Annotated in this window: 27 protein-coding genes; 13 read left to right on the forward strand and 14 right to left on the reverse strand. The window is 60.6% G+C overall.

What is annotated here, in order from left to right; translation table 11 throughout:
* Positions 1-71: 71 nt before the first annotated feature.
* On the reverse strand, positions 72-254 hold the full coding sequence (locus KQI82_RS00005; RefSeq protein WP_216556925.1) for a hypothetical protein: 183 nt from the start codon (positions 252-254) through the stop codon (positions 72-74).
* A gap of 203 nt (positions 255-457) precedes the next feature.
* Here KQI82_RS00005 and KQI82_RS00010 point away from each other — a divergent pair, with 203 nt between their 5' ends.
* The 4 genes from KQI82_RS00010 to KQI82_RS00025 all read left to right on the forward strand — a co-directional run bounded on the left by KQI82_RS00010 (position 458) and on the right by KQI82_RS00025 (position 5,139).
* Complete coding sequence (locus KQI82_RS00010) at positions 458-1,576, forward strand: bifunctional histidine phosphatase family protein/GNAT family N-acetyltransferase (protein WP_216556928.1); 1,119 nt, start codon at positions 458-460, stop codon at positions 1,574-1,576.
* 78 nt (positions 1,577-1,654) lie between these two features.
* Entirely contained in the window at positions 1,655-3,727 is a 2,073-nt protein-coding gene (locus KQI82_RS00015) for a YgiQ family radical SAM protein (RefSeq protein WP_216556931.1), read from the forward strand.
* Between the two features lie 141 nt (positions 3,728-3,868).
* Positions 3,869-4,819 (forward strand): calcium/sodium antiporter, encoded by a 951-nt coding sequence (locus tag KQI82_RS00020; RefSeq protein WP_216556934.1) that lies wholly within the window; start codon positions 3,869-3,871, stop codon positions 4,817-4,819.
* Between the two features lie 128 nt (positions 4,820-4,947).
* Entirely contained in the window at positions 4,948-5,139 is a 192-nt protein-coding gene (locus KQI82_RS00025; protein ID WP_216556936.1) for a hypothetical protein, read from the forward strand.
* Between the two features lie 56 nt (positions 5,140-5,195).
* Here KQI82_RS00025 and KQI82_RS00030 read toward each other — a convergent pair whose 3' ends face one another.
* Positions 5,196-5,648 (reverse strand): hypothetical protein, encoded by a 453-nt coding sequence (locus KQI82_RS00030; RefSeq protein ID WP_216556939.1) that lies wholly within the window; start codon positions 5,646-5,648, stop codon positions 5,196-5,198.
* 166 nt (positions 5,649-5,814) lie between these two features.
* Between KQI82_RS00030 and KQI82_RS00035 the strand changes: the two genes are divergently transcribed.
* The 5 genes from KQI82_RS00035 to KQI82_RS00055 all read left to right on the forward strand — a co-directional run bounded on the left by KQI82_RS00035 (position 5,815) and on the right by KQI82_RS00055 (position 8,679).
* Positions 5,815-6,207 (forward strand): Fur family transcriptional regulator, encoded by a 393-nt coding sequence (locus tag KQI82_RS00035; protein WP_216556942.1) that lies wholly within the window; start codon positions 5,815-5,817, stop codon positions 6,205-6,207.
* 59 nt (positions 6,208-6,266) lie between these two features.
* Positions 6,267-6,800 (forward strand): rubrerythrin, encoded by a 534-nt coding sequence (gene rbr / locus KQI82_RS00040; RefSeq protein WP_241426567.1) that lies wholly within the window; start codon positions 6,267-6,269, stop codon positions 6,798-6,800.
* 173 nt (positions 6,801-6,973) lie between these two features.
* Positions 6,974-7,741, forward strand: coding sequence for a uridine phosphorylase (gene udp, locus KQI82_RS00045; protein WP_216556945.1), 768 nt, complete (start codon positions 6,974-6,976; stop codon positions 7,739-7,741).
* A gap of 309 nt (positions 7,742-8,050) precedes the next feature.
* A complete protein-coding gene (locus KQI82_RS00050) occupies positions 8,051-8,254 on the forward strand; it encodes a helix-turn-helix transcriptional regulator (protein ID WP_216633573.1) in 204 nt (67 codons plus the stop codon).
* Positions 8,251-8,679 (forward strand): hypothetical protein, encoded by a 429-nt coding sequence (locus tag KQI82_RS00055; protein ID WP_216556947.1) that lies wholly within the window; start codon positions 8,251-8,253, stop codon positions 8,677-8,679. The genes KQI82_RS00050 and KQI82_RS00055 overlap by 4 nt, the downstream gene beginning before the upstream one ends.
* A gap of 44 nt (positions 8,680-8,723) precedes the next feature.
* On the opposite strand, the gene KQI82_RS00060 is transcribed toward KQI82_RS00055, so the two are convergent.
* The 5 genes from KQI82_RS00060 to KQI82_RS00080 form a co-directional block, all read right to left on the reverse strand.
* Positions 8,724-9,536, reverse strand: coding sequence for a mechanosensitive ion channel family protein (locus tag KQI82_RS00060; RefSeq protein WP_216556950.1), 813 nt, complete (start codon positions 9,534-9,536; stop codon positions 8,724-8,726).
* A 78-nt stretch (positions 9,537-9,614) separates the two neighbouring features.
* Positions 9,615-10,469, reverse strand: a complete 855-nt coding sequence (locus KQI82_RS00065; RefSeq protein ID WP_216556953.1) for a PhzF family phenazine biosynthesis protein — start codon at positions 10,467-10,469, stop codon at positions 9,615-9,617.
* A gap of 147 nt (positions 10,470-10,616) precedes the next feature.
* Positions 10,617-10,934 carry a thioredoxin gene (gene trxA, locus KQI82_RS00070; protein WP_216556956.1) on the reverse strand — a complete coding sequence of 106 codons (318 nt, stop codon included), beginning with the start codon at positions 10,932-10,934 and terminating at the stop codon, positions 10,617-10,619.
* 27 nt (positions 10,935-10,961) lie between these two features.
* The gene (locus tag KQI82_RS00075; RefSeq protein ID WP_216556958.1) at positions 10,962-11,795 is read right to left on the reverse strand and encodes an NAD(P)/FAD-dependent oxidoreductase; all 834 of its coding nucleotides are present in this window, start codon (positions 11,793-11,795) and stop codon (positions 10,962-10,964) included.
* Complete coding sequence (locus tag KQI82_RS00080) at positions 11,785-12,078, reverse strand: ArsR/SmtB family transcription factor (RefSeq protein ID WP_216556961.1); 294 nt, start codon at positions 12,076-12,078, stop codon at positions 11,785-11,787. Before KQI82_RS00080 ends, KQI82_RS00075 begins: the two co-directional genes overlap by 11 nt.
* Before the next feature lie 447 nt (positions 12,079-12,525).
* Here KQI82_RS00080 and rpe point away from each other — a divergent pair, with 447 nt between their 5' ends.
* From rpe to recR, 3 genes are read left to right on the forward strand one after another with little or no spacing between them, the layout of a single operon-like run.
* Entirely contained in the window at positions 12,526-13,173 is a 648-nt protein-coding gene (gene rpe, locus KQI82_RS00085) for a ribulose-phosphate 3-epimerase (protein WP_216556964.1), read from the forward strand.
* Positions 13,174-13,186: 13 nt separating this feature from the next.
* Positions 13,187-14,155 carry a 1-aminocyclopropane-1-carboxylate deaminase/D-cysteine desulfhydrase gene (locus tag KQI82_RS00090; protein WP_216556967.1) on the forward strand — a complete coding sequence of 323 codons (969 nt, stop codon included), beginning with the start codon at positions 13,187-13,189 and terminating at the stop codon, positions 14,153-14,155.
* A gap of 23 nt (positions 14,156-14,178) precedes the next feature.
* On the forward strand, positions 14,179-14,778 hold the full coding sequence (recR, locus tag KQI82_RS00095; protein ID WP_216556970.1) for a recombination mediator RecR: 600 nt from the start codon (positions 14,179-14,181) through the stop codon (positions 14,776-14,778).
* 125 nt (positions 14,779-14,903) lie between these two features.
* On the opposite strand, the gene KQI82_RS00100 is transcribed toward recR, so the two are convergent.
* Positions 14,904-15,278 (reverse strand): desulfoferrodoxin family protein, encoded by a 375-nt coding sequence (locus KQI82_RS00100; RefSeq protein ID WP_216556973.1) that lies wholly within the window; start codon positions 15,276-15,278, stop codon positions 14,904-14,906.
* Positions 15,279-15,372: 94 nt separating this feature from the next.
* The gene (locus tag KQI82_RS00105; RefSeq protein ID WP_216556976.1) at positions 15,373-16,464 is read right to left on the reverse strand and encodes a DUF3810 domain-containing protein; all 1,092 of its coding nucleotides are present in this window, start codon (positions 16,462-16,464) and stop codon (positions 15,373-15,375) included.
* Positions 16,465-16,741: 277 nt separating this feature from the next.
* On the opposite strand from KQI82_RS00105, the gene KQI82_RS00110 reads away from it, so the two are divergent.
* Positions 16,742-17,305, forward strand: coding sequence for a DNA-3-methyladenine glycosylase I (locus KQI82_RS00110; protein ID WP_216556978.1), 564 nt, complete (start codon positions 16,742-16,744; stop codon positions 17,303-17,305).
* Positions 17,306-17,427: 122 nt separating this feature from the next.
* On the opposite strand, the gene KQI82_RS00115 is transcribed toward KQI82_RS00110, so the two are convergent.
* The 5 genes from KQI82_RS00115 to spoIID all read right to left on the reverse strand — a co-directional run bounded on the left by KQI82_RS00115 (position 17,428) and on the right by spoIID (position 23,196).
* Positions 17,428-18,717, reverse strand: coding sequence for a S1C family serine protease (locus KQI82_RS00115; protein ID WP_216556980.1), 1,290 nt, complete (start codon positions 18,715-18,717; stop codon positions 17,428-17,430).
* 9 nt (positions 18,718-18,726) lie between these two features.
* Positions 18,727-20,166, reverse strand: a complete 1,440-nt coding sequence (locus tag KQI82_RS00120) for an ATP-binding protein (RefSeq protein ID WP_216556982.1) — start codon at positions 20,164-20,166, stop codon at positions 18,727-18,729.
* 43 nt (positions 20,167-20,209) lie between these two features.
* Positions 20,210-20,905: a response regulator transcription factor gene (locus KQI82_RS00125; protein ID WP_216556984.1), complete on the reverse strand. Its 696-nt coding sequence runs from the start codon at positions 20,903-20,905 to the stop codon at positions 20,210-20,212.
* Positions 20,906-21,013: 108 nt separating this feature from the next.
* Positions 21,014-22,144: a hypothetical protein gene (locus KQI82_RS00130; RefSeq protein WP_216556986.1), complete on the reverse strand. Its 1,131-nt coding sequence runs from the start codon at positions 22,142-22,144 to the stop codon at positions 21,014-21,016.
* Between the two features lie 68 nt (positions 22,145-22,212).
* Positions 22,213-23,196 (reverse strand): stage II sporulation protein D, encoded by a 984-nt coding sequence (gene spoIID, locus KQI82_RS00135; RefSeq protein ID WP_216556989.1) that lies wholly within the window; start codon positions 23,194-23,196, stop codon positions 22,213-22,215.
* Positions 23,197-23,323: the final 127 nt, after the last annotated feature.

The following is a 23,323-nucleotide window of genomic DNA, read 5'->3' on the forward strand; positions in this document are numbered from 1 at the left end:
CTTTTTTCAGAATCTTCCATGGGGACTTGGCAACCTCAAAGACGACGGGAGGGCATTTGCCCTCCCGCTCCTTACTTCTCCATCGCGGTGATAAAACTGTCCATGGCATGGTCCATGGCGACGCCGGCCTTCTGCATAGCCTTCCCCACCGGTGTCTTCATGGACTGCTGCCTGGAACCCGCCATCATAGCGACAGCGGCGCCGGCCACAATGCCGGTACCCATACCACACCAAAATGCGGTGGTATTCATCATTCATCCACTCCTTTACTGGCTTGGGAATAGTATGCCCGGTTTTTTCCGGATTCCCCGCCCTTTCAACTGTAATAATCTGAGGAGTTCTCCAGATTTTTCACAACGGAAAGGGAATCTTGCTTTTCTGTTTTCTATTTGCGAAAAAGGGCCGCACCATATATAATAAAGGACAATGACATTTTGATAAGTTGAGAGGAATCCACATGACAAAGCTATATCTGATCCGCCATGCCGAGGCGGAGGGAAATTTGTATCGAATCGCCCACGGACAGTATGACAGCATGATCACCGACCGGGGCTACCAGCAGATCGAGGCGCTGCGCCAGCGCTTCCAGGACATCCATGTGGACGCGGTCTATTCCAGCGACCTGCGCCGCACCTGCATCACCGCCACCGCCGTCTATGTGCCCAGGCATTTGCCCCTGCATAAGCGAAAGGACCTGCGGGAGGTGGGCATCGGCTGCTGGGAGCAGATGTCCTGGGGTGAAATCGGTCAGGAGGAGCCGGAGCAGATGCTCAATTTTACCAAGCACATGGAGCGCTGGCATGTGGAGGGCGCGGAGACGGTGGCCGGAGTTCGGGACAGGATGCTCCGGGCCATGCGGGAGATCATTGCCGCCCACCCTAATGAAACCGTGGCCGTCTTTTCCCACGGCATGGCGCTGCGCATCCTGTTGGGCACGCTCCAGGGACTCACTCTGGAGCAGTTGGGCCAGACTTCCCACGGGGACAACACCGCCGTATCCCTGCTGGAGGCGGAAGGCGACCACATTCAGGTGGTTTTCCGGGACGACAACTCCCACGTGAAGAACATCTCCACCTTTGCCGGACAGACCTGGTGGAAGCGGCCCAACGGCATTGAGCCGGGCCTTGCCTTCAGCGCCCTGGACCTTGCTTCCCAGGGGGAGTTCCTCCATCGCTGCGGGTGCGACATCTGGAAGCTGACCTCCATGCCCGGGGATTTTGACGGTGACGTGCTGCTGCGGGAGGCAAGTGAACGGCCTTGCCTGGTGGCCAGCCTGGAGGGCGTCCCGGTGGGCTGCCTGGAGCTGAATCCGGAGAAGGAGGCCGGTCAAAACCACGGCTGGATCAGTTTTTACTACATGACGCCGGAGTACCGCTGCCAGGGATACGGCATCCAGCTGTTGGGCCAGGCGGTGAAGTTCTACCGTCCCCTGCACCGGGACACACTGCGGATTGCCCTGAGCCGTCAGGCTCAACAGGCCTATCGCTTCTTCACCCGATACGGCTTCCAAAGCACCGGCTGTACGGAGGATGGACGCGATATTTTGGAAAAAGACATCCGTTTGCAGGATATTTGATTATATTTTGTATTATCTGTCAGCTAATATACCAAAAGGAATCGAAATTTCACGGAACATGTGGAAAGGAATCGGACTATGGGTGAATTTTTGCCAGTCTCCCGCCAGGAGATGCGTGAGCGGGGCTGGGACGGATATGACTTCTTGGTGGTCACGGCCGACGCCTATGTGGACCACCCCAGCTTCGGCACCACCATCATCGCCCGGGTACTGGAGGCGGAGGGCTACCGGGTGGCGGTCCTGAGCCAGCCGGACTGGCACAGCGCCGCAGCCTTCCAGCGGATGGGCCGCCCCCGGTGGGGCGTGTTCATCGGCGGCGGCAACATCGACTCCATGGTGGCCCACTACACAGCTGCAAGGAAACGCCGCAGCCGGGATCAGTACAGCCCCGGCGGAAAGATGGGCCTGCGGCCCGACCGGCCCACCATCGTCTACGCCAACCGCTGCCGGGAGGCCTTTCCCGGTCTGCCGGTGGTCATCGGCGGCCTGGAGGCCTCGCTGCGCAGGTTTGCCCACTACGACTACTGGGACGACAAGGTCCGCCGTTCCATCCTCTTTGACGCCCAGGCCGACCTGCTGGTCTACGGCATGGGGGAGCGGGCCACCCGGGAGATCGCCGGGCGTCTATCCGCAGGCACGCCTGCGGAGGAAATCACCGACGTGCGGGGAACGGCCTACGCCGCGGACTCCCCCGCTCCCTGCCCCTTCTCCAAAACCACCTGCGCCTCCTATGAGGAGGTGTGCGCCGACAAATGTGCCTACGCCCAGGCCACCAAAGTGGAGTACGAGGAGCACGACCCCATCCGCGGAAGAGCCATCCTTCAGCGCCACGGCGCCAAATGGCTCATTGTCAATCCGCCGGCCATGCCTCTTTCCACCCGGGAGTTGGACGAGGTGGCGGAGCTCCCCTATGTCCGGGAGGTCCACCCCATGTACGACCAGGAAGGCGGCGTCCCGGCCATCGAGGAGGTGCGCTTTTCCGTCACCCACAACCGGGGCTGCTTCGGCGGGTGCAACTTCTGCTCCCTGGCCTTTCATCAGGGCCGGATGATCACCTCCCGCAGTCATGAAAGCTGCATCCGCGAGGTGACGGAGATGACCCGCGACCCCAAGTTCAAGGGCTATATCCACGACGTAGGCGGCCCCTCGGCCAACTTCCGCCACCCCTCCTGCCAGGAGCAGCTCAAGCGGGGCATGTGCAAAAACCGCAGCTGCCTGGCCCCCACGCCCTGCCGCAACATCGATCCCGACCACTCGGATTATACAAAGCTCCTCCAGGAGCTGCGCTCGGTCCCGGGTGTGAAAAAGGTCTTTGTCCGTTCCGGCATCCGCTACGACTATCTGTTAGCGGGCCGCAACGACGAGTTTTTCCGGGAGCTGGTGAACCACCACGTCAGCGGTCAGCTGAAGGTGGCTCCCGAGCACTGCGTGGCCCATGTGCTGGACTACATGGGAAAGCCCCACTTCGACGTGTTCGAGTCCTTTTGGGACAAGTACCGGACATTCAACCGCAAAGAGGGCCGGGAGCAGTACCTTGTGCCCTACCTCATGTCCTCCCACCCCGGCTGCACCCTCAGCGACGCGGTGGAGCTGGCGGAGTTCCTGCACTCCACCGGCCACCAGCCGGAGCAGGTACAGGACTTCTATCCCACGCCGGGCACACTCTCCACCTGCATGTACTACACGGGCATTGACCCGCGGACCATGCAGCCGGTCTATGTGGCCACCGATCCCCACGACAAGGCGCTGCAGCGGGCGCTGCTTCAATGGCGCAAGCCGGAGATGCGCCGGCTGGTGGTGGAGGCGCTTCACAGGGCCGGGCGCAAGGACCTAATCGGCTACGGTCCCCAGTGCCTGATCCGTCCTCTGCACGGCGGACGCGGCCCGGCCGTGGAGAGCGGCGGCGGTCAGCGCCGGGGAGAGTCAGCGCGGGGTGCGTCCAATCCGCGGCAGGGTGATAAAAAGCAGCGCGGAAGCAGCCCACGGCGAAATGAATCAAAGAAAAGCAGCACAGGCCCACGGCGGAGCGATACAAAGGGCGGCGGCTCAATCCCGCAGCGGGGCGGGAGCAAGTCCGCTCCCGCCGCCCAGCAGCCTCAAAAGCCGCTGAAGAGGAAAAAGGGCTGGGCAAAACCCAAAAAGAGGAAATAGGCGAATGCGCCCAATTTCGACTGACACCGCCGGCTTCCCGTCCTATAATGGAGCCGCTTTGCGGGACGCTCGTCCCGCTTTTGCCGCTGAATGCCGGACATTCGGCAGATGCCTGCCGGTCCGATTAAAATGGGGGATTATATGGAAGGATTGGTCACCGCCGCGCTGTTTTTACTGGGGTTGCTGCTGATTGTAAAAGGCGGAGACTACTTTGTGGACGCCGCCGTCTGGATGGCGGAGATCTCGGGCATTCCCCAGTTCATCATCGGCGCCACCGTGGTCTCCCTGGCCACCACGCTGCCGGAGCTGATGGTCTCCGTCATGGGCGTGCTGCAGGGCGAGGTGGACCTGGCGGTGGGCAACGCCGTTGGCTCCGTCACCGCCAACCTTGGGCTGATTATGGGGCTTTCCGTGGTCTGCATCCCCTCGGTCGTCAAACGTGCTCAGTTCAGCCTGAAGGCCATCCTGATGGCCGCCGCCGCGGCGTTGCTGCTGGCCCTGTGCCAGGGCGGGGCGCTGCCCCTGCTGCCCTCCATGGGCCTTTTGGTGATCTTTGCCGTATTCGTCTGGGCCAACATCCGAGACGCCAAGCAGAGCATCAGCCAGCGGGATCCCCACAGCCGCCGGGACATCTCCCGGCGCCGCATCCTCATCATGACCTGCAAATTCATCTTAGGCGTGGTGGGCATCATCGTGGGCTCTGAGCTGCTCATCAATGAGGGAAGCGCCATCGCCGTCTTTCTTGGTGTGCCCGCAAGCATCATCGGCGTGACCATGGTGGCGGTGGGCACCTCACTGCCGGAGTTGGTCACCACGGTCTCCGCCATCGTCAAGCGGGAGGCGTCCATGTCCATCGGCAACATCATCGGCGCCAATGTGATCGATCTGACCATGATCCTCCCGGTCTGCTCCCTCATCTCCGGCGGACAGCTGGCCATATCGGCGCAGACGGTTCTTCTGGACCTGCCGGCCTGCCTTTTGCTGGTGATTACCGCCATCCTGCCCCCGCTGCTCACCGGCCGGTTCTACCGGACCCAGGGCGCTATGATGCTGCTCCTCTACGCGGGATACGTGGTACGTCTGATTTTGTGAAAAAGGAGCTGGAAACATTTCCTCTCCTTTTTTGTTACTGAATTGTGACCGTTTGCCTCTTGATTTTCTGTACTGACTGTACTAACATAGTTGATACAGTCGGAATGCATTGAGGAGGCGTTCACTTTATGAAGGTCCGGGTTATTTTATGCGCTTGTCTGGTGCTTTTGTCCATGGCGTCGGTGGCCGTCTGCGGACATGCTCTGGAGCGAGGCGATCGCAGGGAAAAAAGCAGCACCTGCCGGCTGCTGATCGTACGGGGAATGACAGCGGAGGAGGTTCAGATTGCTGAAACCGTATACTCCCTGCCTCTCATATAATATTTATATTGAAAAAAACGCCTGTGGATATGCTCCACAGGCGTTTTTCCGCTTGTTTAATACTTAATGCCGGGGGTAACCGCGTTTTCACCGTCGGTCAGATCGCCGTCGGTATCGTGAACCCGGGCATTGCGCAGCATCTGCTCATAGGTGGCGGAGCGCACAATGGGCTGGCCGTCACGCCGGGCGGCAGCGCCGCTGGCAGATCCGGCGCTGCCGGCGGCATTGCCGTCGGCGCCGCTCACAGTGCCGTTGTTGTCAAGGGCGCCGCTCTGGCTGCCGTTGTCCTCATTGCCAAGGATACCGCCGCCAGTTCCGTCTTCATTGCCGGCGGCGCCGTTGTTCAGACTGTCGTCGGTACCGCCGCCTGCGGAGTTGTCGCCTGCGCTGGTGGAACCGGAGCCCTGTCCGGCATTGGGATTGTCCGCATTATTCGTAGTTCCGCAGGCTGTCATGGAAACCATCATCACAGCCGCAAAGACCAGGGGCAGGATTTTGCTTTTCATCATTCTTCCTCCTTATTTTAAGACACGGGTGGATTTACCCGCAAGTTAGTATTTGCGGTTTATACAAATTTAGATCGGAAAAATTTACAAATTTTCCTTGCTTTTTCTGTTTTCATCGCCTATACTGTTTATTAATGATAATAATTATTATTTAAGAGGAGGACCTGCCATGCGGCCGCAAAGATACTCTGCCCGCCGGGAGCGCATTTATGAATCCGTGGCCGCCTCCTGTGAGCATCCCTCCGCGGAGATGATTTACAACCAGCTGAAGTCAGAGCTTCCACAGCTGAGCCTGGGCACGGTGTACCGAAACCTAAACCAGTTGGCCGAGGAGGGGCGGCTGAGCCGGCTGGACAGCGGCAGCGCGGACCGGTTTGACGCCACCGTCGCGCCCCACACCCACTTTTGCTGCACCGCCTGCGGCCGAGTGCTGGACCTGCCCGTGCCTTACGATCCGGCCCTGGACCGGGAGGCGGAGCGCTGGGGCTGCAAGGTAAAGGGCCACAGTTTGACGTTTCTGGGTATTTGTTCCGGCTGTGGTGGAAAGAATACAGTGTTGTGACGAGGAGCGGGTTCCCGCACTCTGCGCATAGATAAGAAAGCTGAAAGGAGCATTTGATTATGGAGTTGAAGGGCAGCAAAACAGAGGCCAATCTGCGCAAGGCATTTTCCGGTGAGTCCGAGGCAAGAAACAAGTATACCTATTTTGCCAGCGCGGCAAAAAAAGAGGGCTATGAACAGATCGCGGCTATTTTCCAGGAGACCGCCGACAACGAGAAAGAGCATGCCAAGCTGTGGTTCAAGGCCTTGGGTGCCTTGGGCGACACCGCCCAGAACCTGCAGAACGCCGCCGACGGCGAGCACTGGGAATGGGACGAGATGTACAAGGACATGGCCAAGACCGCCGAGGAAGAGGGCTTTTTGGCGCTGGCCGCTCAGTTCGAGGGCGTGGCCAAGATTGAAAAGACCCATGAGGACCGCTATCTGAAGCTGCTGGAGAACCTCAAGAACGGCGAGGTCTTCAAAAAGGGCGAAAAGGTCATGTGGTTCTGCCGCAACTGCGGCCATGTGGAGATCGGCGAGTCCGCTCCACAGGTCTGCCCCGTCTGCAAGCACCCCCAGGCCTATTTCCAGATCAAAGCCACCAATTATTAATCGCTTTGCAAAAGGCCCGGCGCATTCATGGATGCGCCGGGCCTTTCCTCTTTTCATGCCGACCCGCCTTCTTTGGAACCGGATCGTCCCTCTTTACAAAATGGCCGTATCCGTTGAAGCGCGCCCAAGAATGTGGTATATTGAAAACTATCCTATCAATCGGAGGCGAGACTATGCAAACATTGGAAAAGCAATTTCACATCGACTGCGCGCCCGGAGACGTGGGCCGCTACTGCATCCTGCCGGGTGACCCGGGACGCTGCGCCTCCATTGCGGCGCTGTTTGACGGCGGAAAGAAAATTGCCCAGAACCGGGAGTTTGTCACCTACACGGGAACGCTGCTTGGCGAGCCGGTCTCGGTCTGCTCCACGGGGATCGGAGGCCCCTCCGCCGCCATTGCCATGGAGGAGTTGCACAACTGCGGCGCGGACACCTTTATCCGGGTGGGCACCTGCGGCGGCATTGATCTGGACGTCCGCTCCGGCGACATTGTGGTGGCCACCGGCGCCATCCGCTATGAGCACACCAGCCGGGAATACGCCCCCATCGAATTCCCCGCAGTCTCCGATTTCTCCGTGGCCGGCTTTCTGATTCAGGCGTCCAACGCCATGGGCAAGCGGGTCCACGCAGGGGTTGTACAAAGCAAGGACAGCTTTTACGGCCAGCACAGCCCGGACAAATCCCCGGTCTCCTATGAGCTGGTGCAAAAGTGGGAATCCTGGAAGCGGCTGGGCGTGAAGGCCAGTGAAATGGAGTCCGCCGCCCTCTTCGTGGTGGCTGCGGCGCTGGGCGTGCGATGCGGGGCGTGCTTCCATGTGATCTGGAATCAGGAGCGGGAGGCCGCGGGACTGGACCAGGACATGAGTACGGACACCTCCGCCGCCGTCCGGGTGGGCGTGGAAGCGCTGAAGCTCCTGATCGCCGCGGACAAGGCGGGCTGAAGCTGCGGCTGAAAAAGAGACGCAGCTGATGGGCTATACTATATGATCGCGCAAAATGGAATTCTCTCTGTCAGCCGCTCCTATCGCGCAGAAAGGTAGGTTCCTTGGGATTTTCCAAGGAACCTGCCTTTTTTTGATTGCCATCGGGATACGGATGACTTCCTTTTCAGCTCTGGAGCGTACATGCAGAGTGTAAACGCACCATGTTTTTTACAGCGTTACGGAAAGTACACTTGACATTTTGCTCCTGCCGTGTTATCCTACGAATGGAAAGTTTGCTTTCCGTTATTATGAGGAAGGGGGATGACATTGAAGAACCGCCTGGAACAGATCCGAAAGCAGCGAGGCATTCGCCAGGAGGACCTGGCCGCGGCGCTGGAGGTCTCACGGCAGACAATCGGCTCACTTGAAAACGGACGGTACAATCCGTCCATCACCCTTGCGTTTAAAATTGCCCGCTATTTTGGGATGCAGATTGAGGAGATTTTTATTTATGAGGAGGATTGTCCGTGAAAAAGAATCTGGACTGTGTGCTTGTACTCATCGGCGTATTGCTGGCGGGCGCGGGGCTATTGCTGATCAGGTACCTGGACACCCCGCAGCACGCCATGCGCGCACTGCCCTATGTGTGCATTGGAGTGGGCTGCGGCACGTTTGGTCACGGCATGGGAAACCTGATCTCCCGCCGGGCCCTGAAAAACGCCCCGGAGGCCGCGTGGCAGCTGGAGATCGACCGGAAGGATGAACGCAACATTGCCATTGAAACCCGCGCCAAGGCAAAAGCCTATGACAGGATGACCTTCGTGTTTGGGGCGGTGATGCTGTCCTTTGCACTGATGGGGGTGGAGCTCACCGCGGTGCTGCTCCTTGTCTTTGCCTACCTGCTGGTCCACGGATGGGGGATTTACTACCGCTTCAAATATGAGAAGGAGATGTAGGTGTTCAAAAGCGGAAAGGGGCGCGCCCCTTTCCGCTTTCTCCGTTATTCTCCCTCCCGCATCAGGTGGACATTCAAATGATTGTAGGTCATGGTGACGCCGGAGTCGTCAAACGCCTTTTTGACGTTCGCAAGGAGGGCATAATACATGGCCCAGTAGTGCTCCGTCTCCGCCCAGCAGCGCAGGCTGTATTCGATGGAGCTATCGCCGTAGCTCTCGATCTGGGCCGACGGCGCGGGCTCCTCCAGTACGTACTCCGTCATGGCGGCGGCCTTCAGCAGGGCTTCACACACCGTCTCCGGCTTATCGTCATAGGACGCGGTCACTTTGTGCTCAGCCCGCCTCCGGCCCAGCACCGTGTAGTTGGTCAGACGGCTGGCGGAAAGCTCCTTGTTGGGCATCAGCACCCGCCGGCCGTCTATGGTGTCTAACTTGGTGTAATTCAGGGTAATTTCCGCCACGGTGCCGGAGACGCCGGAGGCCTCAATGAAATCCCCCAGGTTAAAGGGCTTGTTCACAAGGATCACCAGCCCGCCCGCCATGTTGGACAGCACATTTTCCGCCGCCAGGGAAAAGGCCAGGGAGGTGACGGACAGCAGCGCCACAAGGGAAGTGGACGGGATGTCCAGGGACTCCATTACGATGATGATGGCGACGATCCACAGCACCACCCGCACCGCGCTCAGCACATACTTGCGGATTCGCTCGTCCAGCCGGGTCCGTTCCAAAAGTTTTTTGGACAGCCTGCTCAACACCCGGATGGCAAGCAGGCAGACAAGGGCTGTGACTATACCGGAAATCAGCCGTCCTATGGAAAGGGAGCCGATCTGCGTCTCCAAAAGCTTTGTCAGGTCCATGCTATATCTCCTTCTTTCGGCGGCTGAGTGTATCTTTGCCCAAACGGGGCGGTCAAATCCGCCTGTCTTTACACATCATCAAAGCTCCCGCTTTTCGATGTCCATGGCCCGGCCGCCCACCCAGACCTCCTGGATCTCCTTTTCCCGGACCTGCACACAGGCCAGTATCTCTGAGGGCCGGTCCATGGAATAGCCCTGCTCAAAGGCTGTGAGCACCCCTGCTCCGATCCGTCCACGGCGGAAAAGACAGCAGCACAGGGCCCCTGTGGAGGTGCCGGTGGCCGCCTCCTCCGGAATGCCGTACAGCGGGGCCAGGTTCCGGCAGTGGGCCGCCGCCCGCTCCAGGGTCTCCTCCGTAAAGAGGTGGTAGCCCACCACGTCATAGTCCCGGCTCAGACGGGACACCTGCTGAAAATCGGGCCGGATGCGCCACAGGACCTCCCTGCTTCGAACCGGCACAAGAATGTCCCGCAGCCCGGTGGAGACGATCTCCACGTCCAGCTCCGGGTTCAGCAATTCCTCCGCGCTGCCGCACAGGGACCGGGCGATGGCCTCCCGGTCCGCCTGGCCGGAAAAGACGGGCTTGGACTGCTCCATCAGCACGGTGCCGTCCTCCCCCAGCCGCACCCGCAGGCATCCCGCCCCGGTCTCCTGAATGTACTCCCCCGGGTCCAGCCTGCCGGTGGCGCCCAGGACGGAAAAGGTTCCGATGGTGGCGTGGCCGCAAAGCGGCACCTCGCCGGCCGGTGTGAAAAAACGCAGGCGCAGATCCGCCCGGGCGGAGGGCGACACAAAGGCGGTCTCACTGAATCCCAACAGCTTTGCAATGGACTGCATCTGCTCCTCCGTCAGCCCCGAGGCGTCAGGCACCACTCCGGCGCCGTTCCCGCCGCCGGAACGCTTTGCAAACGCATTGACTGTGTAAACCTCCATACTCTTCCCCCGCAAGCGGGCTTTGTTTCAGGCGCCGATATGCGCCTGTGCCCGCTATGGCCATTTTACCGGCTGCGGCGGGAAAACACAAGCAGATTCGCATTCAGGGCACAAAAATGCCTCCGCTTTTTCAGCGGAGGCATTTTCTTACAGGTTCCGATCCACCACGCCGGCAAAGGCGTTCAGAGGCTGCACGCCCACCTTCCGGTCCACTTCCTGCCCGTTTTTGAAGAAAATGACCGTGGGGATGCTCATGATGCCGTAGCGCTGGGCCAGCTCCGGCTCCGCGTCCACATCCACCTTACCCACCAGGGCCTTGCCTTCATACTGCTGGGCCAGCTTCTCCACCGTGGGAGCCAGCATGCGGCAGGGGCCGCACCAGGTGGCCCAAAAGTCCACCACTGCAAGGGATTCCTTGGAAATGGCCGCGTCAAAGGTGGCCGTCGTCAAATGCTTCAATGCCATACGTCTGATCTCCTTTTATTAATAAATTTATTTTGATTCACTTGCCTGTGACTTTGTGATCTTATCCCAGTAGGCGGCGGCGCTCTGACCGGCCACCAACCCCTGCCCCACAGCCCTTGCCAGCTGCAGAGGAAGGCCTGTGCAGTCTCCCGCCGCATAGAGGCCCGGCAGATTGGTGGCCATGGCCTCATCCACGGTGACAAAGCCGCCCGCCGTCTCAAGGCCCGGAATCAGGTCCGCTGGCGCCACCGTGGGCCGCAGGATGAACACACCGTCCACCGCATACTCCGTGCCGTCCACGCGGATGGACTCCACCTTATGTTCTCCCTGGAGCTCACACTGACGGGGCCTTTGGAAAAACAGCGTATCCACGCCGATGCCGCGCAGGTGCTCCGCCTCCTGCTCCGCGTCCGCGGTAAATCCCAGCACGGCGGCCCGTTTTCCCCGGTACAGCATCCCGTCACAGGTGGCGCAGTAGCTGACGCCGGCGCCCACAAACCGTTCTTCCCCTTCAAACTTCCGGCCCCGGGCCACGCCTGCCGCCAGAACCACCGCGCCGGCCTCAATGATATCGGTTCCCACTCCCAGGTACCACCGCTCCGTATCGGTTCCCACATTGAGGACCTTGCCCCGGATCAGCTGGGCGCCGGAGCGCTCCGCATGGGCGGTGAACTCCTCTATCAGCTCCCGGCCGCTCTTTTCCGGCAGGCCCAGGTAATTGTCCACCCTTGGCGCCTTCCAAAGCGGGTTCTCCTCCGGATTGTTTCCCACCACAGCCACGCTTTTGCCACGCAGCCGGGCGTTGACAGCCGCGGAAAGGCCCGCCGGTCCCGCGCCGATGACCGCCACTTCATAAAACATAGTTTGACGCCTCCTCTTCAAACAGCGCCGCCACCACACCCGCCACCACAGGCGACGACACGCTGTAGTATACCTCGTTGCCCGTCCTCTGGGCGGTTACGGCCCCTGCCATGCGCAGCTTCTGCAAATGCTGGGAGATGCAGGACTGGGACATGCCCGTCTTCTCCTCCATACAGCTGACGTTGTGGCACCCGGTTTTCAGCAGACCGTGGACGATGCGGAGCCGGACGGGATGACTCAGCGCCTTCAGCAGTTCCGAGCGCTTTTTGTACTCTGATTCCATGCTTCACCGCTCCTCTTTATTGATTGGCCAGCGCAAAGATTGCCGCTGAGGCGGCTGCAATCTGCGGCCCAGCCGCCGCGGCCCATCTGCCATAAAAATAGCGTTCTCACGGCCGTCGTTTTTATTCAAAATCTATGATATTAAAATATCATAATATTCTAATATGTAAAGATGCATTTGCAACAACGCCACTTTTTTTCGCCTTGCGTTTGACAGACGAGTTTGCTATAGTATAGACAATTGCACTGGAAGCCGGCAGGTTTCCCTGCCGGCTCCCTATCTGAAAAAGCGGCTGCGGCCGACCGGGGGTCTGACAAGGCGCGGGCTGAGGCATCAGGCGGCGCGCCGCTTAGTGTATCCTATGCGCCGGATGGCGCCGGGGCCACGGCCGCCAACAGCCGGTCCTCTTGCTTTGCTCTCATTTATCAGGAAATGTGGTGTATTGTTATGGTGAAAATTGCTCCTTCCATCCTCTCCGCCGACTTTGCAAATTTGGAGCGGGAGATCCGCCGGATCGAAACCGCCGATTACGTCCATGTGGACGTGATGGACGGTCTCTTTGTCCCCAACATCTCCATCGGCATCCCGGTGGTCCAGTGTATCCGCCCGGTCACCGACCTGCCCTTAGACGTCCATTTGATGATTGTGGAGCCCATCCGCTATGCGGAGCGCTTTTGCGACGCGGGCGCCGACCTGGTGACGGTGCATGTGGAGTCCGACTCCACGGAGAACCTCCTCAGCGCCATTGCGAAAATCCACGCCAAGGGCAAGCGCTCAGGCGTGGTGCTCAAGCCCGGGACCCCCGCGGAGGCCGTGCTTCCCTTTTTGAAGGAAGTGGAACTCATTTTGGTGATGACGGTGGAGCCCGGCTTTGGCGGGCAGAGCTTCATGGCCGACCAGATGGATAAGGTCCGCGCCATCCGGCAGCTGATCGACCGCCACAATCCCGGCTGCGAGCTGGAGGTGGACGGCGGCGTGGGCGTGGACACCTGCCGCGCCTGCATCGAGGCCGGAGCCAACGTATTGGTGGCCGGCAGCGCCGTGTACAGGGCGGAGAACATCCCCGGGCGCATCCGCGCGCTGCGGGGTGAATGAGGGATTGGAGGGTATGATGAAAGGCTTACAGCAGCTTCCCCGCGTCCCTCTTGGCGTCTACCCCACCCCCTTTTATAAGCTGGAAACCGTCAGCCGCAGGGAAGGGGTCAACCTCTGGATCAAGCGGGACGACCTGTGCGGCGTGGCGCTGGGTGGAAACAAGGTGCGCAAGTTGGAATTCCTTCTGGCGGACGCCAGGGCCCGGGGCTGCGACGTGGTTTTTACCGCCGGAGGCGCCCAGTCCAACCACGCCATGCTGACCGCCGCCTGCGCCGCCCGGCTGAACATGCAGGCCATACTGGTGCTGAAAAAGCGGGGTGTCAGCGGCCATGTGGGCAACCTTGTGTTAGACGACCTCTTCGGCGCACAGGTCCACTTTGTGGATACGGACAGCTATGACGACGTGTACGCTGAGACCGCCCGCATGGCCTCGGAGTTGGAGGCCCAGGGCCACAAATGCTATGAGATTCCCGTGGGCGGGTCCACGCCCCTGGGTTCTTTGGGATACGCCCAGTGCGTGCGGGAGATGGCGGAACAGTCCGCGGCAGCCAGCGTCCGGCTGGACCACATCGTCAGCGCCACCGGCTCCGGCGGCACCACCGCCGGACTGCTCTTAGGCAGCGCCCTCTATTTAAACGGCACGCCGGTATTGGGCGTGGGCGTGGACAGCGATCCCTTTGAGGAGATCGTTCCCCGGCTTGCCCGGGATGCGGCGGCGCTCCTGGACGAAAGGCCCAGCATAGGTCCTTTTTCCATGCGCTATCACTACGGCGCCGGATACGCTGTCCCCAACCCGGAGGATACGCCGGCCATTTTGGACCTGGCCCGGTCCGAGGGAATCTTGCTGGACCCGGTCTACACGGGCAAGGCCTATGCCGGCATGCTGCGGCTGCTGCACGAGGGGTTTTTCGGCGGCGTGGAGAACATCGTCTTCGTCCACACCGGCGGCGCGGCGGCCCTGTTCGCCATGGACCTCGGCTAATCTGAAAAAGGAGCGATTCGCCCATGGAATATCTACCCGCACCCCTTGAAAAGTTGGTGGAGCAGTTTGCCCGGCTGCCGGGGATCGGCGGCAAATCCGCCCAGCGCCTGGCCTTTTTTATCCTGAGCCTGCCCCAGTCGGAGGCCCAGGCCTTTGCCGACGCCATTGTGGACGCCAAGAAAAGCGTGACGCTCTGCCCGGAGTGCTGCAACTTCACCGCCGGGGGTCTTTGTCCCATCTGCTCCTCGCCCAAGAGGGACGGCTCCCTCATCTGCGTGGTGGCGGACCCCCGGGACGTGGCCGCCATAGAGCGCTCCCGGGAGTTCAACGGCCACTACCATGTGCTCCACGGCGTCATCTCCCCCATGAACCACGTGGGGCCCGACGACCTGCAGATCAAGGCCCTGGTGGACCGCGTCGCCCGGGGCGGCGTGCAGGAGGTCATTATGGCCACCAATCCCGACACGGAGGGCGAGACCACGGCCATGTATGTGGCCCGGCTGCTCAAGCCCTTTGACGTGCGGGTCACCCGCCTGGCCTACGGCATCCCCGTGGGCGGGCACCTGGAGTTTGCCGACGACGCCACGCTGATGCGGGCCCTGGAGGGACGGCAGGATATCTGAGGCCCTGATACGAACGGAGGCGGTCGAATTTTCCGCCTTCGGACTTCAAATGAAAAAGGCGAGTGAAAAGCAGCTGCTTTTCACTCGCCTTTTTACCAATGGCTGACTGACGGACCCTTTTCGCCTCAGGCCTCCGTCTTCCACAGGCCATGGAGGTTGCAGTACTCATAGGCGGCCACCACGCTGTCTCCCTCGGTGAGGGCAAACCTGGCCTCCGGCTTCACGCCGGGCTTCAGCTCCTTGCGCTGGCTGCCCTCTTTTGTCTCAAGGACAATGAACTCGATGTGGTGCTCCTCCAGCATGGGGTGCTCCACGGAGCCCACCTTCACCGTGACCGCAGCGCCGTTGACCTCGATGTCCGGCAGGTGCTTCTCCACCGCCGCCTCCACAGAACCGGGCACCAGCTCCTGCATCTTCTCGCCGCAGCAGACCACGGGGACGCCGGCGGAGTGCTCATAGGTAATGATATTGCCGCAATGGGCGCAGACATAAAACTTCATAGGTCATTCTCCTTCTTTCATTTTGAATGCACGGGTTATTATCTGTTTTTAGTATACCACAAATCTCCAATATTACTGATGGTTTTTGCAACACTTATGTAAGTTCCTGATAATATACCACCAGCAGGTCCACCACCGTGCCGTAGCTTTTGACGCCCGCCGCCTCTCCATAGCTTTTGAGAAAGCTGTCGTATACCTTCTGGCTGGCCCGGGAGGCCGGTCCTTCAAAGCCGGCCCAGTAGCTGTTGTTGAACGACAGGTCCGCCCGCGCCCCATCCGGCAATGTCTCCCACACGGAGCGCCACAGTGTCTCGTCCGCCCGGTACAGGGCGTTGCCCAGGTGGATATACCCCAAAAGCCATCCGGAATAGGCGTAGACATCGCTGCCGCAGGTGGTGGAGGCCAGCACGGCCAGGAAATTGCACTCCTGCTCCGAGGCAATCCCCCGTTGGTGGGCCAGTTCATGGGCAATTGTGGAGGGCAGCAGACAGGCGGGGCTGTCCACATTCAGATTGGATTCGCCGGTGTAAGGGCAGAACACCCCCGTAAAGTCCATGGCGCTCATGACTTTCGAAAATGCCATCCGCTTGGGCACCTGATCCGGGAACTTCAGGAAGGGGAACTGCTGCTCCACCGCATCATAGACCGAGGTGCTGCCTGCAAAGATGGCGTCCCGGGGCACAGCAAACACTCCGTTTTCGTCGCGCTCCACCAAATCCGAGGTGTCGATCAGGCGATCGGCAAAATACCGCGTTACATGATACAAGTCCTCTATGGCAACAGGCTGTTCCCGGATGCCGGACCTGTCCTGAAAGCTGTCGGTATAATAGTTTACGCCCCAGAGGAGGCAGCAGACGGCGTAGATGGTCAGCCCCGTGCACAGCGCCCCTATAAAGCCGCCATACACGGCGCGGCGGCGGGGCCGTGTCCGGACAATGGCCCGGCCCCAGAGGATCAGGTAGATCACAGCGAAAAGAATCAGCACGATCACCAGCAGCTCCATGCCGGAAAAAGGGACCAGTCCCCACATGCGGCCCAGGGCATATTTCACCGGGGCGGTGACATGCTCGGCTATCGCGTTCATCAGCGCCCGGTTTTCCCGGCACACGGCAAAGGCCAGAAAAAATGCCGCCAGGGAAAGCAGCCATACGTGGAGCCTGTGGTGCCGCAGGAAAAATGAGCGCATCGTCTTACCCTCTTTCCGATTCCTTTGTCGCCGCCGAAACGGGACCGACTTATCCCGCGGCTTTTTATGCCGCAGGCGGGGCCAAAACATGGCCGCCGGCTGTATTTCATTGCCGTTTTCCGGGTTCCGCAGTCCAGGCTTTGGACAGGGCCTGGGTTTTCCGTTTCTTAAACTATATCAGATTTCAGCCCGGCTGCCAAGGTGGGGATTTTTCCCTGCCGCTTGAACCGGATCACCGGATGTGATAGGATGAAGCAATTCCAAAGGAGGTGCGTGAATGGATAGTCCGGACGTTTGCAGGTGCGGCTGGTGCAACCTGAAGAACCAGGCGTACATCGACTATCATGACAGGGAGTGGGGCGTTCCCAGCCACGACGACCACAGGTTATTTGAACTTCTCATCCTTGAGAGCTTCCAGGCCGGGTTGTCCTGGGAATGCGTGCTGAACAAGCGGGAATCGTTCCGCCGGGCTTTTGACCGGTTCGACCTAAGCAGGGTCTGCGGCTATGAGGAGGCGGATGTGCAGCGTCTGTTGTCCGATTCATCCATCATCCGCAATCAGCTGAAAATCCGGGCCTCCATCACCAACGCCAGAGTGTTCCGGTCCATCCAGCTGGAATACGGCTCATTTTCCAACTACATCTGGCACTTTACGGAGGGCCGGGTCCTCCATGAAACGGGAAAGGCCAGCTCCACCCTGTCGGACCGGATCTCGGCCGACCTTCGCAAGCGGGGCATGAAGTTCGTGGGCACCACAATTGTCTATTCGTACCTGCAGGCCATGGGCGTGATCAACTCCCACGATGAGGGCTGCTTTCTATACCAATCCGACGGGCTGTGAAGGAAGCGCGTCCGCCTCTTTGCCTGATAGGTGCCGGGGCGGCACCTGTCAGCGGGCAGCTCCTGTACGCGGAAACCGCCGCCCATGGAAAAGAGCCGGACAGTTTGTCCGGCTCTTTTTTGTCACTTGGAGAGCAGCACCACGGAGAGGTTCAGATACTCCCCGTCCCGCCAGATGAGCAGTTCCATGCTCTCACCCGCCAGAATTCCCCGACGGATGCGCAGCAGGTCCGCGCTGGTGGATACCCTCTCCCCCTCCGCCTCCACAATGATATCGCCGGGGCGCAGTCCCGCCTGATGGGCGCCGGACCCATGGGAAACCTCCTCCACCTCGATGCCCTGGTTGCCGTCCGGCAGCAGCGTGGCCAGCGGCTGCACGGTGATGCCTAAGGTGGGCTCGGAGCGGATCTCCCCATACTGGATGAGGTCGTTGACCATGTAGGTGATGACGCTGGTTGGCAGGGCAAAGCCCAGACCCTCAATGGTGGTCTTGTAGTTGGTGCTCATCTTGATGGTGTTGATGCCCACCACCTGGCCGCAGCAGTTGATCAGCGGACCGCCGGAATTGCCGCTGTTCAGCGCCGCGTTGGTCTGGATCAGCGTCAGTGTCCGCCCCTGGACCTGCACGTCCCGGTTGATGGCCGAGACGATCCCGTCGGTCAGCGTGCCCCGCAGCTCCACGCCCAGGGGGTTTCCGATGGCGTAGACCGGGTCTCCCACCATGAGGGCGTTGGAGTCGCCGAATTCCGCCGCGCTCAGCCCCTCCGCGTCGGCTTTCAGCACGGCCAGATCGTTGTCCGCGTCCCCGGCCACGTATCTGGCCTCGATGACCCGCCCGTAGTCCAGCGCCACGGTGCAGTGGCTGCCCCCCTCCACCACATGATAGTTGGTGAGGATATAACCGTCGGAGGTGAAGATCACGCCGGTCCCCACGCCGATGCCGTCCTCCAGCTGCACCATGACCGTCACCACGGAGGGATTTACCTTCCGGTAGATCTCCTGGGCGCTGAGGACTTCCCCGGTGAAGGCGCGCAGCGTCAGCCGCACATCACCCCCGGTGGGATAGGTGTCCATGGTGATCTCCTTGGCGGGCGTTTCATACGTGAATCCGGGCCGCTCGGAAAAGACCTGATCCGGTATCAGATAATAGGCCGCCGTCATCCCGGCCAGCGCCGCGATGCAGCCAAGAAAAATCAAAAACCCCTTCTTGCCGCGCCGGCGGCGGATGGGCTGTTTTCGGTACTGGGGCAGCGTGTAGCCGCTGACGTACCGCTCCACCACCTCTTCGGCGCCTCCCGGCACGTAGTACTCCACCACCTCCCGGGGGTCCCACTGCGGTCCGGCAGGCCCCGCCGCCGGCAGCCCCGCGTCCGGCAGGCCGGAGGCCGGGACCTGATTGAATTCATTCTCCATATCGGCCCCTTACTCAGCGTTCAGTGAGAAGGAAAACGTGGTGACTCCATTCTCACTGGTTACATTGATCTTCTCCCTGTGCTGCTCCAGAATCGTCTTGACGATGTACAGGCCCAGCCCCACGCCGTCTTTATCCTCGCTGCGGGACTTGTCGCTCTTGTGGAACCGCTCGAACAGCAGCGGCAGCTCCTCCGCCGGGATGGTGTCGCCTAAGTTCTGCACCGTCACCCGGGCCTTGGCGTCCTGCAGCTTCACACCAAGGTACAAATTGGTGCCCGGGCGGGCAAACTTGGTGGCATTTTCCAAAAGGTTGTAGATCACCTGGGTGATCAGGTCGTTGTCGCCCAACACCAGAATGGGCTCCTCCGGAATATCCGCGTCCACGTCCAGGCCCTTGTCCGTAATTTTCCGCTCCATGGAGATCAGCACCCGCCTGGCGCTTTCGCAGATATCGAAGTGCTCCCCGGGCCGCAGGGGGTCCATGGACTGGAGCTGGGACACGTCCAGCATGCGCCGCACCAGACGGCTCAGGCGCCGGCTCTCGTCGGAGATGATCTGAAGGTACTGCCGCTCGTTCTCCGGCGGGATGGTGCCGTCCAGGATGCCGTCGGTGTAGCCGGCGATGGTGGTCATGGGCGTCTTGAGCTCGTGGGAGATGTTGGCAATGAACTCACGCCGCTGCCTCTCCGTCTGCTGTAGCGATTCGGCCATGGCGTTGAAGGAGGTTGCCAGCTCGCCGATCTCGTCGGTGCGGCCGTAATCCTCCATGCGGATATCAAAATTCCCCTCCGCATACTGGCGGGTGGCCCGGACCATGTCCTGGATGGGCTTGATCTGCTGCATGGTGGTGACGGAGGAGGTCACAAATGCGATCATCAGAACCACCATGGAGGTCATGAAGAACAACCCGATGAAATTGCGCCACATGCCGTTGACCGCCGCCGCGTCGGTGACGGCCAGAACAATTCCCACCGTGTCGCCGCTTAAGCGGGAGGCGGCGGGCACGGCGATGACCATGCGGGACTTTTCGTAGGTTCCATTGATGGTGCTGCGGCCCGCGTACCGCCCGTCGGTCAGGACGCGCTGGGCCATGTCGGCGGGCAGGGTCACGGTCTTCCCGTCCAGGGACCGGTCAGTGGTCAAAAGCGCCTCGCCCCGGACGTTGCAGATCAGAAAGTTGGCGTCGGAGACAGAGGCGGCAAAGGTGGCCAGCTGCTGCAGCGCCTCGCCCTGGGTCTCCACGTTGGACTCCAGGTAATCCGCGGACAGCTCCGCCACCGTCTGGGCCTTGGCCTGGAGGTCCGCGCTTTTTTCATCCCTGGCATAGTTGTAGCTCAGGGCGAAAAAAGACGCGCCCAACAGGAATAACGTCAGCAGCACCATGCCGGCGGTCAGCCGGAACTGCCGCCAGTACAGGCCTTGGCCCGCTCTGTTTTTCTGCTTACCCATCCTCTACCGGATCTCCTCCGCTTATAAATTGTCGAAAAACCGCTTACGGCTGCTTGCCGCCGGTCAGCTCAAACTTGTAGCCCACGCCCCACACCGTCTTCAGCGCCCACTGGTCGGAGACGTTTTCCACCTTTTCCCGCAGCCGCTTGATGTGCACGTCCACGGTGCGGCTGTCGCCGAAATAGTCAAAGCCCCACACCTCGTCCAACAGCTGGTTGCGGGTATAGACCCGGTTGGGAGTTGCGGCCAGATGGTAGAGGAGTTCCAGCTCCTTGGGCGGCGTGTCCACCTTTTTCCCATCCACGATCAGCTCATAGGAGTCCAGGTTGATGACCAGCTTATCAAATACCAAACGCTTTTTCGTGTCGTCCGGAATCTCGGTGCGGCGCAGCACCGCGTTGATCCGGGCGATCAGCTCCTTCATCTCAAAGGGCTTGATGATATAGTCGTCCGCGCCCATCTCCAGGCCGTGAATCTTGTCAAAGACCTCGCTTTTCGCGGTGAGCATGATGATGGGCACCTTGGAGGTCTCCCGGATTTTGGCGCAGACCGTCCATCCGTCCATCACCGGCAGCATGATGTCAAGGAGGATCAGGTCCGGCACCCCTTTGGCAAATTCCTCCAGCGCCCGGCCGCCGTCGCCGGCGATCCGCACGTCAAACCCCTCTTTCACCAGATACATGCGAATGAGGTCGGAAATATTGGGGTCGTCCTCCACCACCAGTATGTTGCGTCCCATGGCTGTTCCCTCCATTTATTTAGGCGGTTTCCACAAACCGCTGAACTCAGCTGAACAGTATGATTATACCCGGTTTTTTCCAAGTTTGTTGAACATTCTGTAAATCCATCAGGTGGTTTCCGTCATGGCCAGCAGCCGGTCCTCCTGGCCCCTGGCCAAAGAGAGGAAGGCCCTCAGTCCCGCGGCCGTGGTCTGGCTGCCCAGGTAGACGGTGACATTGCCGCCGCGGCTGCCGATCCGGCGCTGCAGCGCGGACGCCCGGGCGGAAGAGGTGAGGGACGTGTACTCCACCCGGCTCTGGAGAAGCAGGAACCCCTCCTCGCCGATACGCTCCGCCGTCTGGGCGGAAGCGCCCGTTACCAGGGCCAGCCTGGTCTTCATCCCGCAGGCGCGAAACAGCAGCTCATTGCCCTCTCTCAGCCGCTCCAGGGCCTCCTCCGCGCCGCCGGCGCCGTCCGCCGCCAATCCCACGGAAAACCCGGAGGCCGTCAGCCGGCGCGCCAAATCCCCCGCGGAGGGCAGCAGCGAGTCCTGAATGTAAAAGGAAGCCTGGGCCTGGTTGGCGCTTAAAACGGAAACAAGCTGCTCCGCCGCCGGCACGTCTGTCACAAGGAAGCAGAGGTAGAGCCTGTTTCCCACCGTGCCCGGGTCCTCCTCTCCGGTCTGGCCCGGGGCGGTGCCTGTCACAGGCGGCTCCGGCACCACAGGCGTGGAGGGCGTGCCCGCCTTTTTGTACTCATTGTAGCGGCTGTCCATCAGCGCTCCGGCGGCCTCGATGAACTCCCGGTCGTCCAACATGGCGTTGCCGTCCCGGACCCGGACCAGATAGCCGTGGTCCACCTTGGTGTTGGTATAGGTCAGATCGAAAAAGGAGGCCACCCGGGCCACGGGCACATAGGGTGTTCCGCCCCGCAGCTGGGCCCGCTCAGCATAGATGTTGCCGTAGCTGTCGTAGGTCGCGTCCTGCCCCAGGTCAAAGCTCAGCGCCCGCTTGCCGGAGTAGAGAATAATGGTCTGCTTGTCGGCGCTGCGGGAGTAGTAGACGTTGATGTCCCGACCGTTGAAATTGGAGGCGGGCACATACAGGTAGCCGCCGGACCAGTAAGGCATGGCGGAGTCTGAGAGGCCCATGAGCGAATCGTTCATGGAGGTGAAGTAGACCGTGTCCGCCGCGGACACCGTCACAAGCGGGAGACACAGTGCCAGCGCAAGGATCAGCGCACCCATCCTCTTTTTCACAAAACCGCCCCCTTTCCGCTTCCCTGTTTCAGCACCATTTTACACAATTCCCACCGCTTTGTAAAGCGCTACCCCAGTGCGTAGGGCTCCACCGACACGCCGGTGTAGTAATGGGTGAGAATCTTTAGATAGGTGCTGCCCGCCTTGGCCATTTGGTTGGCCCCGTACTGGCTCATCCCAACGCCATGGCCGAATCCGGTCACATAAAAAACCATCTTCCCGTCCGCAACCGACACTTCAAAGGCGGCGGAGCGCAGCGAGAAAATGCCGCGCACTTCCGTGCCCCGGACGGTGACGCCGCCCACATCCACGGTTTTCACGCTGAGGTTGTCCATCACGAAATTGGTGAGCCAGCCGGAAGCGTCCCCCGTGAGCTGTGCCTCCGGGTGCTTTGCCAAAAAGAGCTCCTTGAATTTCTCAGGCGTGAATTCCACGCGGCTGTAATAGTTGGGGATTCCGTCCCCCTCCTCCATGGAGTCCACCGCGCGCAGATAGGGCAGCTCACTGCTCCACACATCCTCCGAGTTCCGGGTCCGTCCCGCGGAGGAGGAGTGGAACACCGCAAGAATCGGGCTTCCGTCGTACAGCATGGTCATGCCGTCCGTCTCCGCCACGGCCGTGTCGATCTTATACTCGTTGGCCGAGGCGGACCGGCCCCAGTTGGAGGCGGCGGCCTCCCGGGAAATCCAGGCCTGGCAGCACTTGGAGTCGGTGCAGATGTCCGCGTCGGCGTGGTTTCCCCCGGTCCTGATCTTATAGAGCGTGTAAGTGCGGGCGGCCACCGTCTGGGCCTTCAGCGCCTCAATCTCAAAGGAGGCGGGCATCTCCGCCCGGACCACGCCCTGGAGGTAAGCCCCCAGGCTCATCTCCGTCACCGTGTCCCCCTGCTTCACCTGCAGCGTGGAGGCGGCGTCCATCTCCCCCGGCTCCACCTGTGGAAAAATCTCCGCCGCCTCCTGCTCCTCCGGTTCCTTTTCCGGACGCAGGAACACAAGCGGTATGGTGAACAGCAGGGCGATCAGGACCACCGATGCAATCAGATTCTGTCTCATAGCGTATCCTTTCTTGTTGTCCGGCAGCTTGTCCCATTCAAATCCGCCAACGTGAAGGGGAGCGAACAGGCTCCGCCTTCTTTGACTCTATCTCTATTCACCGCCGGGGCAAAAGATGTTCGGTGGA

It is taken from the genome of Dysosmobacter acutus (assembly GCF_018919205.1).
In the GTDB taxonomy this organism is placed as follows: domain Bacteria; phylum Bacillota; class Clostridia; order Oscillospirales; family Oscillospiraceae; genus Oscillibacter; species Oscillibacter acutus.